Raw genomic sequence first — 15,349 nt, 5'->3', positions numbered from 1 at the left:
ATGAAAAAGCCTTTTTTCGGATTTATGTTTATTGTTTTATTGTCGGCCTCTTTATTCTGCAACCCTGCAGATTTGTATCAAAAGGGTGCCGAATATCAGGCTAATGAAGATTGGTATGGTGCAATTGAAATGTACCAATCCGCTTTAAAGGAAAACCCCTCCTATAATTTGGTATATCAGGGCTTAGCAGAATGTTTTTATGCCCTCGACGAATATGACCAAGCCTTATCCTTTGTAGAGTCAGCCCGAAAATATAAAAAAGATGATCCCGATTTACAAAACCTCCACGGCTTTATTTTGGTAGGTCTTGGAAAAATCGATGCGGCAAAGACCCTTTTTAATGGGGTTTTAAAAAAATATCCCAACAATCCCGAAGCCCGTTTTGGTTTGGCAGAAATAGAGGTTTCCCAAGGAAAGCTCTATCTTGCTTCCGAGATGTATAAGCAAAACCTGCAGCGTCAGGGCGAAAACAGAAAGGCTCTTCTTTCTTTAGCCCTCGTAAGTTATGAGGCCGGAAATGTTAAGCAGGCCGAAGATTACATAAACAGAGCCTTAAAATACCATGGCGATAATCCTCAGGTTCATTATTTTGCAGCCTATTTACATTCCCTTGACGGAAAACTTGAAGAGGCCGAAGGGCGTATTTATTCGGCTCTTAAATTAAAAGAAGATTATGATGAGGCCTATGCCCTGCTTGCTTCCGTCTTATATGCACAAAAGCGTTATGAAGAAGTTATAAAGATTTCCGATATGAGAATTTCAAAAAAAAGAGACAGGGCAGATGCTTGGTACTTAAAAACTTTGAGTTTAAGGCGGCTTGCACGATACGGTGAGGCCATAAATGCTGCTAAGGTGGGGCTTTCCTTGGATGCCGATGATGAAATAATGCGCTGTCTTTTAGAAGAGCTTGCCATAGAAAATTTGAATTTTGAAGATTCTTTCCGTATGGAGCTTTCAAAATACCACGCAGAAAAAGCTCTCGGATTTTTCCGCCGAAATATGACTGAGCAAGCCCTCTATGAGTATAGGCGAACCTTGAAGATATATCCTTATGATGTTGAAAGCAGGGAAGCCTATGCCGGTATTTTGCTCCGTCTCGGTTATCCCGAAAGATATTTGGAACAAATGCTTTTTATTCAGTCCATAGTAAAGAGCAATACAAAGGTAAATGATGCAGTTGAAGCTTATGAAAAACATCTTTTAAGTTCCATTCAATCAAAGTGGCGTATAGATCCCCTTTATTTGGATAAGGCACACATATCCATAGGTTTATTTTACGCTATGGAAAGCTCAAACGTTTTGCATCCTGAAGCCGAGCGTATAACTCAAATTCTTACTTCGGATATTTTTTCTTATAATCCCAGAATCAAAATAACTTCTTATTCGGATAAGCCTGTAACTTATAGGGAGGCTTCGAAAAAATCGCGTACGGCAAATGAGGACTATTTCGGCATTATAAGGCTCAAAGAGAATAGAAGGGATATTCAAATCATATTGGAGCTTTATGTTTCGCGTACCGGTTCTCCGGCAAAAACATTTACCGTTTACCGTTCAGGCAATGACCGTTTTTCAAACGGCATAAGGCGGCTTTCTTCAATGCTTAATGAGGCGATGCCCATCGTAGGCAAGCTCATAAACCGCTATCAAAATGAAGCCGTTATCGACATAGGAAAACATGATTCGGATTTTAAGGATTTAAAAATTGCCGTTATACGCAAGGACCGCTTGGTTATCGAAAAAGAAGGTCTGGGTATGGTCTTTGATCCGTCCGATCTCTTGGGTTATTTTGAGCCTTCAAAGTCGGAGGAAAATTTGTCCGAGGGAATCTTAAAGAGAAACGGTTACTATGATAGAATGAATGCAGGTGATTCAATAATTCTTTTTAGCGAAAATGCAAAAGAAAAAGCTGCGGAAGATTATACGAATTCCACTCAAAAAAATTCTTTATTGCTTTTACTTCTTAGGAGAATTCGCTAGCAAAAATTCGCCGGCGAAGAACTGAACTAATTCAATTCGCTGGCGAAGAATTTAATTCAGTTCGCCAGCTCTACAAGACAATAATGTGCCCATTCTTTTGCCTGAGACGGATAGAGGTCTTGGGCTGTTAAAAATTCCAATAGAGCCTTGTCATAGAGGTTTTGGAAAAAGAGGGTCTGTCCTATATAAAAATGCGTTCTCGCGGAAACTCTGGATGTTCTGCGTATTCTTAAAAAATTGGTCAGCTCAACATTACATTTTTGCCAGTTTTTTGTATAAAAATATTCTTTTAGAATTCTTTGTAATTCCATGCTCTCACCGCCGTCAGGAGTTCTTTTGTCATCAGGAAAGACGTAGGGCTCAAGCCTTTGAGAAGAAATAATAAATTCTCTAAAATCCCTTTTTTCTGCCGTAAGAGCATTTATAAGGGTTTCAGTTTGAGAAGAAAAAAACTCGGTTCTTTTTTTTATTTGCTTTTCAGGGTTTAAAAAAGGCAGAGGAATAGGGCGGTTTTGAAGCGCAATACTTTTTTTCTCTTGTTCTTCAGGAGAAGCGAAGACTTCGACAGGGCTGTTGATTGTATTTATTCCGTTTATAAATTGAATTTTACCTGAAGCGATTTCGTTTTCTTCGGCAATGGCATAGTAATAGGGAATTCCGGGAATAGGGTAGTCAAAAAATGGAAGTCCGTCATCGGTTATATTTGCAATAGGTACGGCTTCGGCGAGAGAGCTTATTGATAAAAAGCCCGTTGTTGACCTGTAAAGAATTAGATTTTTTCCTTCCGGTTTTGCTTTCCAGCTGATCATTACGGATTTTTCTCTTGTAAGAATCGAAAATGAGAGAAAGGCAAAGTCCTCATTTTTTTGCAGCGCTTGAGGATTTTCCGCAAATTCTATCTTTTCCGAACCCGTTTTATCGGGTTTTACATCCGGCAAAATTTGCGATAGTTCATTTTCGCCGACAAGGCTTTCCTCGGCAAAAGCGGCTTTTTCTGCAAAGCAAAAAGATACAACAAATAAAAATATAATAAACCCTTTCTTCATATCTTATATTTTCGGCCTTTTTTTAAAAAAAATCAAGAGCCCGATACGGTTTCTCTTGTATATAGACACCGAGTAACCTTGGTTCTTTTTAGCAATATGAGCCCGCTATTATTGATAAAACATTAAAATTGTGATATTATATACTTAAGATTAGACCTACAGGGTGTTTTTTTCCTTAAAATAAGGAGGATATGGTGAGAAAACTTTTAACTTTTTTGACAACTTTAACAGCGGCAGTTGCCGTAATTGTACTTTTTACAGCCTGCGAGCAATTTCTGAAAGATCCAGAGGATTTTTTAAGTTATTGGGCGAGCGAAGCCTTTATCAAAGACCACAGCATAGGTGCGGTAGCTAGACCGGACGAAGCGGGTGTGCCTTGTGTCAGCTCTTCACCCGAGGTGCATATTATGCTTACAGTGCATAACCCGAAAAACTTTCCGCTCGTTATGCCGACTTCTTGGGAACCTGCGGGCATTGTCGAATTTAAAGAACTTTCCCAACAGCCTACGGAAGGAACCCACTATGTACTGGGGCAAACCGCTCCCGGCAGGCTGAAGCTTACATATAAAGAAGCCTTTTACGAACAAGGTTCAGGCAGTTTAAACCCGACTATCACCCTTAAGGCTACAGACGGCAGGGTATTTAAGAAAACCTACACCTTCGGCATAAAATCGAACACCCCGCCGCCAAAACCGGCAGTCGTGCTTGCAAAACAGACTAATACTTCTCCTAATTATTACGTGCTCTGCATAGATACAAAAGATTTGTCTGACATGGTAGGCGGAAAATATATCCATGATGATATTGCATACGTTACCGTAAACGGAACATCATACGGCTTAGAAATGAACGATACTCATAACGGCTTTAGCAAAAAACCGGCGGCACCCTCATTTCTTGCAGACGGTACAGGGCTTACGCCGGACGGCACTGAATCGCTGCCGTCAGGAGCGTGGGTTTTATACTACAAAACGGAAATACAAATAGGACTCGGCAACCTGGAAACATCGTACACCGTAACCTTGCGCGACAAAGGAGGCGTTACTTCGGATGGGGCTGCCGCAACGATAGAAGCGAACAGTTCAACTCACACCGTAACATTCAAGGTTGTAGACGAAGAGGGCGGAACACTGACAGGCTCATACGGCTCTACTTCCCAAACAGCAAGCGGAAGCAGTACTGCAACCCTTACCGTACCGCGAGGCGAAAATGTAACCTTTGCCGCGGCGCCCGCTCTCGGTTGGAAAGTTGACAGCTGGAGCAGTAATGTAAACGTAGACTCAAGCGACAACAAAAAGGCAACTCTTTCCAACGTAAGCGACGATGAAACCGTAACGGTCAAGTTTAAGAAGGTGGGAACCGTAGCAGGAAGCGATATGAACGCGTGGACGTTGTTAAAAAATGCTGTCAAAGTAGCTGATCCAAACTCCACCATCACCATAGACGGGAAAATAACGGCGTCAATAGGCAATTCGGGCCAAATCGAAATAAACAAACCCCTTAAGATAAAGGGCAAAACCGGAGCCGAAAATGACATACTTGACGCAAGCAAGATGAGCCGCATCTTCAAAGTGGAGAACGGCGCAAATCTCATCCTCGAAAACCTAACGCTTACAGGCGGAAAGGCGAACGGGGACGAAGATGCAGGCAGCGGCGGGGCAATCTTCGCAAGAGATGCAAACGACATCAAAATAAAAAACTGTATCATTACGGGCAACGAAGCAGAGACAAACGGCGGCGGCATTTATGTTGAGAGCACACCTACTACCATCACAAACTGCATCTTTACGAGGAACACCGCAATAGACGGCGGCGGCATCTATATCAACAAGACTGGCAGCTCCACCCCTGCGGTAACAATCAGCGGCGGCACTATAGGCGGCGTCATAGGACAGGCAAACGAAGCGACCCGCAACGGCGGCGGCATCTATGTCGGCCAATCATGCATCTTGAACCTGAAAGACTCTACAGGTTCCGGTGCGCAGAGCGTACTGATTACCGGCAATAGGGCAGCAAACGGCAAAGGCGTATACGCCGCAAATAACGCAACAGTAAGTATGCAAGGCGGCACACGAATTAATGTATACAATGATGTGTATTTGGACAGCCGTTCCGGTATTTCTGTTGAAAACGCCTTGACCGCTACCGGTACCGTCGCCCGCATTAAGGTACCGGAGAACAACTACACGACGAGTACCCAAGTGCTTTACGGTAGCACTGCACTTTTAAACTCGCAACACGGCAAGTTTGAGGTAATGCCGAAGGGCAACCAGCAATGGGAAGTAAACAGCTTCGGATTTTTGAAACCAAAATATTAGATACCGGGGAATGGGGTTTAATGTATAATTGGTACTCCTGCCATAGATGGCAGTGGAAGCTGCAAGTATAAGGCTACAATAGGTGATCTATTACGGCTACAATAGGTCACCTATTGTAGCTACAATCGATGCCCTATTACGGCTACAATAGACGGCATGTTTCAGCACTACACGAGGCTGCCTGTAGAAAGTTATATACACCGCAGCACTGTGTTTTTCAAAAATTGATTTCCATGCCTGTCGAGCCGCTCGTATCGCTCGGGTGGGCACCCTACACTCGGACGAGTGCGTACCTCACACTAATGCGGGTGCGTACCTCACACTAAGGCGGGTGGGCACCTCACACTAATGCGGGACTGTCCTACAGCGTAAGGCAATGCACTGTCTTGAATAAAACTGATTTTCGTAATAAAATAAAACGTTATGAAAACAGGTTTTATCGCAGAAAGGGCAAAACAGCTTAAAATCTCTTCTCTTTCGATTTCCGAAGGTCTACGTTCAGGCGGATTCAGTTCGGCTTTTCGCGGGCAGGGTATAGAATTCGACTCGGTGCGGGAATATGAAACGGGAGATGATGTACGCTCTATAGATTGGAACCTTACGGCGCGGAGCGGTAAGACCTATGTTAAGATGTACCGTGAAGAAAGAGATTTAAGCATTTTTATCTGTGTGGATTTTTCACTTTCGATGGAGCCGGGGCTCGATAAAATCAGTCCTAAGGAAAAAGCTATCGAAACGGCAGCCCTTTTGGCCTTTGCGGGGAGGAATATATTTTCTCCGGTAGGAGCTCTTTTTTTTGATGGAGAAAAAGGCCCATTGTTTATTCCTAGAACGGGAGAAGATCATATTTTGACCATATTAAAATCTATGGAAGATTTTGCCTTTTGCAAAAATCGAAAACCGGTACGGGGAACACAGATTGCGTCTGCGATGACAGCCGCCTCTAAGATTTTGCGTTCACGTTCCTTGGTAATAATCATTTCGGATTTTAAGGTTGAGGGTTATGAAAAGGAGCTTGGACTTTTGGCGGCAAAACATGATGTTGTTTGCCTTAAGATAAGCGGATCTATGGATTCTTTTTTGCCGGAAGCCGGATCTATAAGATTTAAAGACCCTGAAACCAATTTTAGAATGCTTTTGCCTACGGGCTCTAAGACTTTTCAGATGGAATATAAAAAGAATTTTAGTGAAGAAATATCAAGGTGGGAAAATACCTGTAAGCACTCCCTTGCAAATCCTGTTTTACTCGATGTAAATGATGATACCGTAAAAGTATTGGGAGACTTCTTTTTATCGAAACAAAGCAATCAGCGTGTTTTAAAAAATAATTTAGCTAAGTTCGGAGCGGATGGATGGAAGGCATTTTAATTCCTCAACAAGTTTTTGTAGGCGACTCCGCAGAATTTTTATTTCCTATAGATGATTTGCAATCTTTTGATCCTTCTATTTTAATGTCCGGCTCTTTTAAAATTGATAAGATAAAACAAAATACTATGATGGATATAACTTCCATTCAAATTAAAAAACAGAAAACAAAAGAATACATATCCATAAATTTTACTCCATGGGAAACAGGTCCCGTATTTTTTCCTTCATTGGCTGAGGCCGGTATTTATGATTCAATACCCCAAGTTTTTATTTCTTCAATATTGGAAACGGCAAAGGTTGAGGTCATACAGCCTCCGCGTCCTCCTCTTTTACTTCCGGGTACGAGTTATTTGCTTTATCTTATAGCCTCCGTAAGTGCCGTATTTATTTTTACTTCCATAATGGTTTTTTCTGCGGTAAAAAAATATTTTTTTGTTTACTCTTTTTCGAGGGCTCAAAGAATAAGAATTAAAGCCTTGAATAAATCTTTGAGAAAGTTAAAGCGGCAAGTGTCTTCCGTTTCTTCTTCCGACAGCCTTGAAGCAATTACAAAAAGAAAGGATTGGTTAAAAAAATTTGAATTTGCTTTTAGAAGTTATTGTTTCAGTTTGACCTCATCGGAAGCGGTTTTAAAATCGGCTGAGGGCGAGAGTCTTACATACTCGGAAATATTAGAAAACCTTAAGCGGAAGTTTGAAAGCACCTACGGAGTTTACTTTGAATTTGAAAAAATCTTTTTTAAACTTCAAGCTCTCCGTTTTGGGGCTGCGGATCTAAAAGAAATAAACTTTGAAATGGAAAGTATTTATTTTTTAAATCAAACATTTAAACTTATGAAAATAGCAGAATCCGAAATTCAAAAAATTATAAATGCCGCTCAAAAAGAAAAATTAAAATACAAGGCGGATACAAATGATTAGCTTTAACCATCCCCTTATGCTTTTATTGATTTTATTTTTTTTCTTGTTTCTTATATTAAAAAAAAGCGGCCTTGTTGCAAGCCCCGAATTAAAATTAAATTTGGTTAATTGGAAGGGCTTTTTTCCTAAAAAAAATAAGCTTATGGAATTCGGGAATCTCTTATGTTACCTTTTTTGGTATTGCGGAATTATTTTTTTAATAATAGCCCTGTCGGAACCTGTTATTTTTAAAAACAAACAGGTTTATACCGATGCCGGAAGTTCCATTATGTTTTTGTTGGACATAAGTCCTTCTATGGCAGCAAAGGATATGAACGGAGAAACGAGGATCGCAGCTGCAAAAAAAATTATAAGAAAATTTGTTGCAAAGTATCCCGGGGATTCTTTCGGCTTGACGGCTCTTTCAAGTTCTGCAGCTCTTATTCTTCCGCCTACGATCGACCATAAGGTATTTTTATCCCGCCTCGATTCTTTGAGTATAGGAGAATTAGGAGATGGAACTGCAATCGGCATGGGGCTTGCGGTTTCTTCCGCCTATATGACAAGGACTAAGCTGAACTCTTCATACATTGTTTTACTTACCGATGGTGAAAATAATACCGGCGAAATTAATCCGAAAACTGCGGCTGAAGTTTTAGTAAATAAAAACATCGGCTTTTATGTTATAGGGATAGGAAGCTCGGGATATACTACCTTGGAGTACACCGATCGAAAAACGGGAAAAACTTACTCTGGGTCTATTTTTTCCAAATTTGATGAGGTTGAGCTAAAAAAAATAGCTCAATACGGAAACGGAAAATATGCCTCCGCTTCTTCACCCGAAATACTTGAAGATATATTTAACACAATATCCAAGCAGGTGCCTGCTGCACAGTCTAATTTTACTCAGATTATCGAGGAAAATTTATATGTGTACTTTTTATCGGCTTCAATTTTTTCATTTGTGCTTGTGTGGCTTTTGCGCCGAATTTTTATGAGGGTATATCTATGATAAGTTTTGAAAATTCGGTCTACTTGTTTTTTATCCTGTTTTTGCTTCCTGTTTGGTTTATTTTTTATATAAACTTAAAAAAGATAAAAAAAGCTTATTCAGGCTTGGAAAATACAAAAAAGATAATCAAAAAGGCAAAAATAAGAGCCTTGTTTTTTTCCGCTGCATGGATTTTTTTGATTTTGGGCTTGGCCTGTCCGCTTTGGGGCTCCAAACCCGTTTCAGTAAGGCGAAGGGGAGTATCGGTTATGTTTGTTTCCGATATTTCAAAAAGTATAAGCCTTCAAGATATTCAGCCCAGCCGGATTGCCGTACAAAGACAGTTTTTAAAAATATTGCTTGAAAGAATGCATAAAACCTCACCTGAGTCTGCAGTAGGGCTTGTAATTACAAAGGGCGAGGGAGTTTTATCGGTGCCTTTAAGCTTTGAAAAAAATGCCCTATCCTCTGCAATAGATGCCTTATCTCCCTTAATTCTTTCTTCTACAGGCACGAACCTTGAAGCCGGCGTCTTACGGGCATTGGATTCTTTTGGAGAAAACAGGGGAAACTCAAAAATAATAGTTTTATGCACGGACGGCGGGGAAACCTCAGGCTCTCTTTTACATGCTGCAGAAAAAATAAAAAAGACGGATGCAATTTTAATTATTGTGGGCTTCGGTACTCTTGAAGAAACTAAAATAAAAGTTCTTGATGAAAAGGGAAATACCCAATTAAAGGATGCAAGATTGGAAGAGGCCTTTTTGCAAAAGGCTGCAAGTATAGCAGGAGGTGAAAGTATGTATATCTCGGCTTTGGGTTCCGGGTCTATAGAAAGTATCTTAAAAATAATAGATACCGGTGTAGAGGGAGTTGAAAAAATGGTTTATATACAGGAGCCTGTAAAAAGGAATTTTGAAATGCTTTTACTTGCTTTTATTTTTTTATGTTTAGGCGGGGGCTCATTTTATGGTAAAAATAAATAAAATAATCTGTATAAGTATCCTTATTTTTTTGATATCCTCATGCAGTAAACTGGATGTGGCTAGACTTAATTTTCTTTCGGGATATATTGCATGGAAACAGAATGATTGGAATAAGGCTGCATCAAAATTTTTTAAATCGATAGACTTAAGTGAAGAAATTGAAGATGTAAAAATAAAAGACTATTCGGACTTTGCAATCGGCTCCATCTACCTTATGCAAAATGAAGATGCTTCGGCTCTTTCCCGTTTTGAAGCGATCAATGAAAATACTGATAAAAATTTGGATTCCTATATTTATTATCAAAAAGGAATAATAGCATTTAAAAATCATGAATATGAAAACGCTGTAAGGCTTTTTAAAAAATCTTTGGAGCTTAAGCCTGATAGTGTTGATGCTAAGATTAATTTCGAGCTGAGTATGCGTTACCAAAAAAAAGAAAAAGAAAAGCTTCCTAATTCTAAAAGTGCTGCCGTTATTGAAGATAAGGAAACCGATTTATCGGAAAAGACGATTTTAAATTTAATACGAAAAAAGGAGAAAGAGCAATGGCAAAAGAAAGAGCAAGAAAACAAGCAGCCTCAGGCATTCGATTATTAATTCTTTTTTTTCTTTTTTCTTTTTACTCAGGTTATACCTATGCCGAGGTAGAAGAGGATTTGGAATTATCTTTTTCTTCAAGCCCTCTATTTATAGATTCCTTTTTTGAAGTAAAAATCAAATTGGATGAATATTCTTTTAGGTCATCGGATGTACCGAAACTGATTATTTTGGATGAAGGTGAAGCTCTTGAATTTTTAGATTCGGGTATAAATTCATTATACGGCGGTATTTTAATTACAAACAAGTATAGATTAAAAAAAATAGGAAACTTTGAACTTATTCCTTATTTGTCTTTGGGCAAGAAACAGACTAAACTTAAAAATTTTTCTATTCAGGTGGAACCTCCGGCCTTATCAAAGGATACAATGTTTAAATGGAAAATATTGGACGCAGTTTCGTATTCTCCGGCAAAAAAGATTGTGCAGGGGAAAAAATATCTCATAGTTTTGATGGGCTTTTTTTATGATCATTTTAAAGGCGAGGGGAGGGCTTCCGGTTTGGATATAAACTGTCAGGCTCCTGAAGATTCCATTTTGGAAACCGGTGTCAACATTAAAGAATCCGATACTTCAAAAATAGAGCGTACAACTCTCGATGAAATAGGCTGGAAGGCTGTTGCTTTCTTTTTGTGGACACCCTTAAAAGCGGGCGATATAAGTCTTCCTGTACCGCAAATAAGTATAACTTCCGAATCAAAAGATTCCCGTAAAATTTATGTTAGAGAGCAAAGAGTAAATGTAATAGAGGGAAGTATTGAACAAGAAAAAATAAGCGATGACGAAAAAAAAGCTTATGAAAGTTTGGGCCTTGCATTAAACACTAAAAAAAACGAACTTAGCAAAACTAAGCTAAAAAATCATAAAGAAAATTTTGAAGAGAAAAAAGAAAAAGCCTCACTAATTGCAGAGCTGCGTAAAAAGGAAGCCGGCAGTTTTTTTCCGAGAAAGATAAAAAATCAAAGACTTGAATATGAAAAAGACCTTAATTTAAAGGAAAGCTTTGCCGTCAGGTCTGCAATCCTAAAAAAAATATTATGGTTTTTATTTTTTATTTTATTGCTGCTCTCAAGCTATTTTTTCTTGTATAAAAAGAAAAATATCGGGTTTAAGATTTTTTTAATTTTAAGTCTTGGCTTGATTTCCGCTCTTATATTTTTGTATTCGCGGCAATATGAAAGAGCCGTTTATATACCTCTAAACTATGATGAGTCTTATTTGCTTTATCATATACCCGAAACAAGCGGAACTGTTGTAAGCTCCCTGGAAATTGGTGAAACCGTTATTATAAAACAAAAAACTTCAGAATGGTTTTTTATAGAAAAAAAAGACGGTACCGGCGGCTGGCAAAAAAAGAACGGCTTTGTTATAACGGATTAGGAAGATGGGAGACTTGTATGACTAAAAATTTCGGCGACATCTTGGACGAGTGGGATAAAATAACGGGAAAGCCCTACGGAAAAAAGCAAATAAAAAAAGATGAACATTCAAATAAAACGAAGCAATCAATCAGAATAAAAGAAGAAAATAAAAAAAAGATAAACCCCATGGAAATGTGGTTAAGACGCTATGGTGTAGAAGATAAGGATGCACAAGAGTCCTTGAACCATATAGACTATGCAAGGGAACGAAAAATACTGCGGGATATGAGATGTGAGGACGAAATCGATTTACACGGCATGACCTGCGATGAAGCCGAATCCGCTTTAAATGTTTTTTTTGAAAATTCCATACGCCGCGGTCTAAAAAAAATTCTAATTATTCATGGCAAGGGAAACCACTCCGGCGGAGGTGCCGTCTTGGCTCCCTTTGTCCGCAGCTATCTTGAAAAGCATAAAAGGGCAGGCGAAACCGGTCATCCTAAAAATGCAGACGGCGGCACCGGTTCCACTTGGGTTATATTAAAATAGAAATTATTTTAAAGATGACAAGGCTTTATAAAAAGCGTCTTTTTTTTCTTTAATTTGAGCTGCCGTAAAATATTTTTCCATTTTTTTTAATATTTCATTCATTTTTGCTTCTTCTGCTTTAATATCTATGATAGGCATAGGCTTTGCGTTAAGACTTATACTAAAATTTAATGCTTCCTTTTTTTCTGATTCATCGAATTCAAAAAATATGCCGTCTTTTATCTTTAGAGGCGTTTCATTTATTTCATAAAGAGTCATCTCGGTATTTTTACATTTTTCACCGCTGCATACCGTTATATTTAATTTTTTCCCTATTTTGAAAAAATTCCAATGTCCCGTTATTTTGACGGCCGGTTCTATTTGATAATTTGCAGCAGCTGCTAATTTCCCGTTATCTTCTTGTAGTTCAAAGCACCTTGTATAATATACCTTGTTTTCTTTTATGTTTTTTACCTTTAAATAAATATTTCTCTGTTCGGTAAAAAAAGAATTTTCAGAACCCTTTACCTTTTCTTCCCTGATTTCTGTTTTGCCGTCATGACAAAACCCTGAAGTTTTTGAATATCTTATTCGCATAAGAACGGTTTCATAGTCTTCTAAAAGTTTTGTTCCTTCATTTCCCCAAAGGTTAAAAACTGCAACAGATAAAAAAAATATGGAATACAAAATCTTATTTTTTTTCATTTACTTACCTCTTATTTTCATGATTATAAACTAAATTTACTTTTTTATATAGTATTTCGGTCGATATTTTTTAGCTCTTCTTTGGATAATTGTCTTTTTATGGTTACGTTATTTGATTTTGTCTGTACAATAACCGGATCTCCGGTGGGAGTTGTTTGGCCGTAAATTTGTACAATAGGAAATCTTGGATCATCAGGATTAACATCTATTACCTTTGCTATTTTTCCGTTAGAAAGATGAACATACATTCCGACAGGGTAAAAGGATAGAGAATAAAGCAGAGCCTTTAAAATGGTTTCATCATATTGTTCATTAGTATTTTTTATCATCTCTACAATGCCTGATGAGGCATCTTGAGCTTCTTTGTAAGGCCGTGGAGCTGTAGCAGCCTCATAAGAACATGCAACGGCGATTATTTTGCCGTACATTGAAATTTTTTCTTTTGTAAGGCCTCTTGGATATCCATGCCCGTTTTCTCTTTCGTGGTGTTCCAAAACCCCCAAACATATCGGCAAAGAAAAAGAAGATGTTTTTAAAATATTGTATGACAGGACAGGATGTGTAAATAAGGCCTTTTTTCCTTCTTCGCTCAAGGGTGCATCATACATATAGTATTGAGGCGGAAGTCTGAACATACCTATTTCGTGTAAAAGACAGGCAGCCCCAAGCTCTATTAGCCTATGAGGCGGCATTTTAAGCTGAAGTCCTATAATTATGGCAAAAATTGAAGACCGCAGAGAGTGCATGACCAAATAGTTTGTGGGTGAACTGTATTTTTGCATTTCTATTAGAAGAATATTTTTTTTATCGGTTTTTACAAAATCGCATAGTTCTTTTATTTTATCAAAAACTAAACGGGGGTCCAAAATCTTTTTCATAGTATAATCGGTAAAAATTTTATCCGTAAATCGTAAAAAATCCCAGAATTTATTTTCCGTTTCTTCCATAATTTCCTTTTGTTTTTTCAGTTTGTCGGAAATTATTTCGTTTTCTTTGCTTGAGTCCAGAACATCCTTGTCTGCGGAAGTATCCGTCCTTACACTCATAAAACTTGAAGGTTCTCCGTCAGAATAAAGGAGAGAAAAATCCCAGTCGCTTAAAATAGCCTTTAGCTCTGCAGTAAGAGGCGTTTCCGGGATTAAAAGCAAAAATTTTTTATCCAAATAGACATTTTTATTAAAAAATGATAAATCTTTCGTATGTTCTGCATTGTAGGTATTCACTTATTTTCTCTCCTGTGATACAATATAATATCATTATAAAGGATTTTATATGAAATTAAAAGTACTATTTGTTATATTTAATATCGTCTTAATTTTGTTATTGTTTACCGTTTTTTTTCTCCCATTATTCTATGCTGACGGCTCTTTTATGAGGGAATTTTGGAATACTAACTGGTTTTTCGGGCCTGTATTTTTAATTCTCATTTTATTTGTAAATATAATGTTCTTAAAAAATAGACTCTTGATCAAATATATTGAATCCGAGGATTGGTCTTCTTTGGCCTCCTTACTGGAGAAAAGTATATATACAAAAAAACGGATTACCTATAAAAATTCGCTTCTTTTAGCGGAATCTCTCCTTCTTTTAGGTGATTTTGCTTCTATGAATAAATTTTGTGACTTTTTGAAGGATAATCAGCCAAAATATGTGTCAAAGCTGGGGCCGAAATTTGCAGCAGCAAAGATGATTTCCGGTGATTATCAAGATGTTTTTGAATTTAGTTCGGCTTTGCCTGTTTTAAAAACAGAATCAAGTGAATGGATTGTGTTTTATTCGGCTCTTTCCCTTCAAATGATGAAAAATTATGAAAAAAGTGCCGCTTTATTCACTAAAGTATCGGACTCGACAAAAAATCCTCTAGTTAAGTGTCTCAGTACATATTTTGTTGTTAATGTTTTACAAACCTATTCACAGTTGACTGAAGAGGAAATAAAAGAAAAAGCCCTTCTATTGCGTTCAAGATAAATAAAAACTATACGTATGAGTCATGGAAGGCTTATACGGAGTCTGAAAAACAAGAAATACATGTAATGATTTTAACAAAAATAATAGATGATGTCAGCTCGTGGCTTTTCTTCTAAATTCACCAAGTTGTCTTCACCCTATAAATTTAGAAGATTTTTTAAAATTTTACCGAGCCCGAAAACAAATTATAGTCTAATTCTTGAAAATCTTCTAAAACATCATCGGGGTAGGGCGGTGTTTTGCCTCTTTTTACGCGTTCCATTGCCGATTCCCACAGAATAAGGGAATTTGTGTCAAGATTTTCTTGCTGTTCTAAAGCCATGCTTCTATATGGGTGCTTATGAAGCGGAATGTTTCCTGCCATGGCATGGTTTAAGAGTTTCCAGTTAGAATGTATTAAATCTCTTACCGTTTTGAAAACTTCATCTCGGGAATCTAAAAAGGTAAGTTCATATCGGTTTTTTAAGCCCGTCCTATCTTCTTCATAGAAGGTTCTAACCTTAGGGTTGTTTGTAATAATAAGTCTTTTGTTAGTTTGTGAATCTTTTTGCATATTTTGTGTTTGTTTTGGAAAATAAAAGTAAAGATAAAAGGGCAGCTTAAGC

At 37.9% G+C, this 15,349-nt stretch carries 13 protein-coding genes and 1 pseudogene; 10 read left to right on the top strand and 4 right to left on the bottom strand.

What is annotated here, in order from left to right; translation table 11 throughout:
• A complete protein-coding gene (locus E4N80_RS06680) occupies positions 1-1,977 on the top strand; it encodes a tetratricopeptide repeat protein (protein ID WP_253698391.1) in 1,977 nt (658 codons plus the stop codon).
• A gap of 56 nt (positions 1,978-2,033) precedes the next feature.
• Here E4N80_RS06680 and E4N80_RS06675 read toward each other — a convergent pair whose 3' ends face one another.
• Positions 2,034-3,023 carry a tetratricopeptide repeat protein gene (locus tag E4N80_RS06675; RefSeq protein WP_253698390.1) on the bottom strand — a complete coding sequence of 330 codons (990 nt, stop codon included), beginning with the start codon at positions 3,021-3,023 and terminating at the stop codon, positions 2,034-2,036.
• Positions 3,024-3,214: 191 nt separating this feature from the next.
• Between E4N80_RS06675 and E4N80_RS06670 the strand changes: the two genes are divergently transcribed.
• The 8 genes from E4N80_RS06670 (at position 3,215) to E4N80_RS06635 (ending at position 12,092) form a co-directional block, all read left to right on the top strand.
• A complete protein-coding gene (locus tag E4N80_RS06670) occupies positions 3,215-5,341 on the top strand; it encodes a right-handed parallel beta-helix repeat-containing protein (RefSeq protein WP_253698389.1) in 2,127 nt (708 codons plus the stop codon).
• A 423-nt stretch (positions 5,342-5,764) separates the two neighbouring features.
• Positions 5,765-6,709: a DUF58 domain-containing protein gene (locus E4N80_RS06665; RefSeq protein ID WP_253698388.1), complete on the top strand. Its 945-nt coding sequence runs from the start codon at positions 5,765-5,767 to the stop codon at positions 6,707-6,709.
• Positions 6,694-7,629, top strand: coding sequence for a hypothetical protein (locus tag E4N80_RS06660; RefSeq protein ID WP_253698387.1), 936 nt, complete (start codon positions 6,694-6,696; stop codon positions 7,627-7,629). The genes E4N80_RS06665 and E4N80_RS06660 overlap by 16 nt, the downstream gene beginning before the upstream one ends.
• Entirely contained in the window at positions 7,622-8,620 is a 999-nt protein-coding gene (locus tag E4N80_RS06655) for a VWA domain-containing protein (protein ID WP_253698386.1), read from the top strand. Before E4N80_RS06660 ends, E4N80_RS06655 begins: the two co-directional genes overlap by 8 nt.
• Complete coding sequence (locus E4N80_RS06650) at positions 8,617-9,585, top strand: vWA domain-containing protein (RefSeq protein ID WP_253698385.1); 969 nt, start codon at positions 8,617-8,619, stop codon at positions 9,583-9,585. Before E4N80_RS06655 ends, E4N80_RS06650 begins: the two co-directional genes overlap by 4 nt.
• Positions 9,569-10,183 carry a tetratricopeptide repeat protein gene (locus E4N80_RS06645; protein WP_253698384.1) on the top strand — a complete coding sequence of 205 codons (615 nt, stop codon included), beginning with the start codon at positions 9,569-9,571 and terminating at the stop codon, positions 10,181-10,183. Before E4N80_RS06650 ends, E4N80_RS06645 begins: the two co-directional genes overlap by 17 nt.
• On the top strand, positions 10,132-11,562 hold the full coding sequence (locus E4N80_RS06640; RefSeq protein WP_253698383.1) for an SH3 domain-containing protein: 1,431 nt from the start codon (positions 10,132-10,134) through the stop codon (positions 11,560-11,562). The genes E4N80_RS06645 and E4N80_RS06640 overlap by 52 nt, the downstream gene beginning before the upstream one ends.
• A 17-nt stretch (positions 11,563-11,579) precedes the next feature.
• Complete coding sequence (locus E4N80_RS06635) at positions 11,580-12,092, top strand: Smr/MutS family protein (RefSeq protein ID WP_253698382.1); 513 nt, start codon at positions 11,580-11,582, stop codon at positions 12,090-12,092.
• Positions 12,093-12,095: 3 nt separating this feature from the next.
• Here the strand turns inward: E4N80_RS06635 and E4N80_RS06630 are convergent, their stop codons facing one another.
• A complete protein-coding gene (locus E4N80_RS06630; RefSeq protein ID WP_253698381.1) occupies positions 12,096-12,776 on the bottom strand; it encodes a hypothetical protein in 681 nt (226 codons plus the stop codon).
• A 44-nt stretch (positions 12,777-12,820) separates the two neighbouring features.
• Positions 12,821-13,999 (bottom strand): HD-GYP domain-containing protein, encoded by a 1,179-nt coding sequence (locus E4N80_RS06625; protein ID WP_253698380.1) that lies wholly within the window; start codon positions 13,997-13,999, stop codon positions 12,821-12,823.
• 49 nt (positions 14,000-14,048) lie between these two features.
• On the opposite strand from E4N80_RS06625, the pseudogene E4N80_RS06620 reads away from it, so the two are divergent.
• A pseudogene (locus E4N80_RS06620) lies at positions 14,049-14,860 on the top strand (hypothetical protein).
• 41 nt (positions 14,861-14,901) lie between these two features.
• Here E4N80_RS06620 and E4N80_RS06615 read toward each other — a convergent pair.
• A complete protein-coding gene (locus E4N80_RS06615) occupies positions 14,902-15,297 on the bottom strand; it encodes a GrdX family protein (RefSeq protein WP_253698378.1) in 396 nt (131 codons plus the stop codon).
• Positions 15,298-15,349: the final 52 nt, after the last annotated feature.

Origin of the sequence: Treponema denticola (genome assembly GCF_024181605.1) — a bacterium.
GTDB lineage: Bacteria > Spirochaetota > Spirochaetia > Treponematales > Treponemataceae > Treponema_B > Treponema_B denticola_B.
The sequence above is the reverse complement of the archived record's forward strand: the minus strand, read 5'-3'. Positions and strand labels throughout refer to the sequence as shown.

What these genes read in the sequence shown, in the direction of transcription:
- E4N80_RS06680 (WP_253698391.1), top strand. Translation starts at nt 1, where the DNA reads ATGAAAAAGCCTTTTTTCGGATTTATGTTTATTGTTTTATTGTCGGCC.
- E4N80_RS06675 (WP_253698390.1), bottom strand. Translation starts at nt 3,023, where the DNA reads ATGAAGAAAGGGTTTATTATATTTTTATTTGTTGTATCTTTTTGCTTT.
- E4N80_RS06670 (WP_253698389.1), top strand. Translation starts at nt 3,215, where the DNA reads ATGGTGAGAAAACTTTTAACTTTTTTGACAACTTTAACAGCGGCAGTT.
- E4N80_RS06665 (WP_253698388.1), top strand. Translation starts at nt 5,765, where the DNA reads ATGAAAACAGGTTTTATCGCAGAAAGGGCAAAACAGCTTAAAATCTCT.
- E4N80_RS06660 (WP_253698387.1), top strand. Translation starts at nt 6,694, where the DNA reads ATGGAAGGCATTTTAATTCCTCAACAAGTTTTTGTAGGCGACTCCGCA.
- E4N80_RS06655 (WP_253698386.1), top strand. Translation starts at nt 7,622, where the DNA reads ATGATTAGCTTTAACCATCCCCTTATGCTTTTATTGATTTTATTTTTT.
- E4N80_RS06650 (WP_253698385.1), top strand. Translation starts at nt 8,617, where the DNA reads ATGATAAGTTTTGAAAATTCGGTCTACTTGTTTTTTATCCTGTTTTTG.
- E4N80_RS06645 (WP_253698384.1), top strand. Translation starts at nt 9,569, where the DNA reads ATGGTAAAAATAAATAAAATAATCTGTATAAGTATCCTTATTTTTTTG.
- E4N80_RS06640 (WP_253698383.1), top strand. Translation starts at nt 10,132, where the DNA reads ATGGCAAAAGAAAGAGCAAGAAAACAAGCAGCCTCAGGCATTCGATTA.
- E4N80_RS06635 (WP_253698382.1), top strand. Translation starts at nt 11,580, where the DNA reads ATGACTAAAAATTTCGGCGACATCTTGGACGAGTGGGATAAAATAACG.
- E4N80_RS06630 (WP_253698381.1), bottom strand. Translation starts at nt 12,776, where the DNA reads ATGAAAAAAAATAAGATTTTGTATTCCATATTTTTTTTATCTGTTGCA.
- E4N80_RS06615 (WP_253698378.1), bottom strand. Translation starts at nt 15,297, where the DNA reads ATGCAAAAAGATTCACAAACTAACAAAAGACTTATTATTACAAACAAC.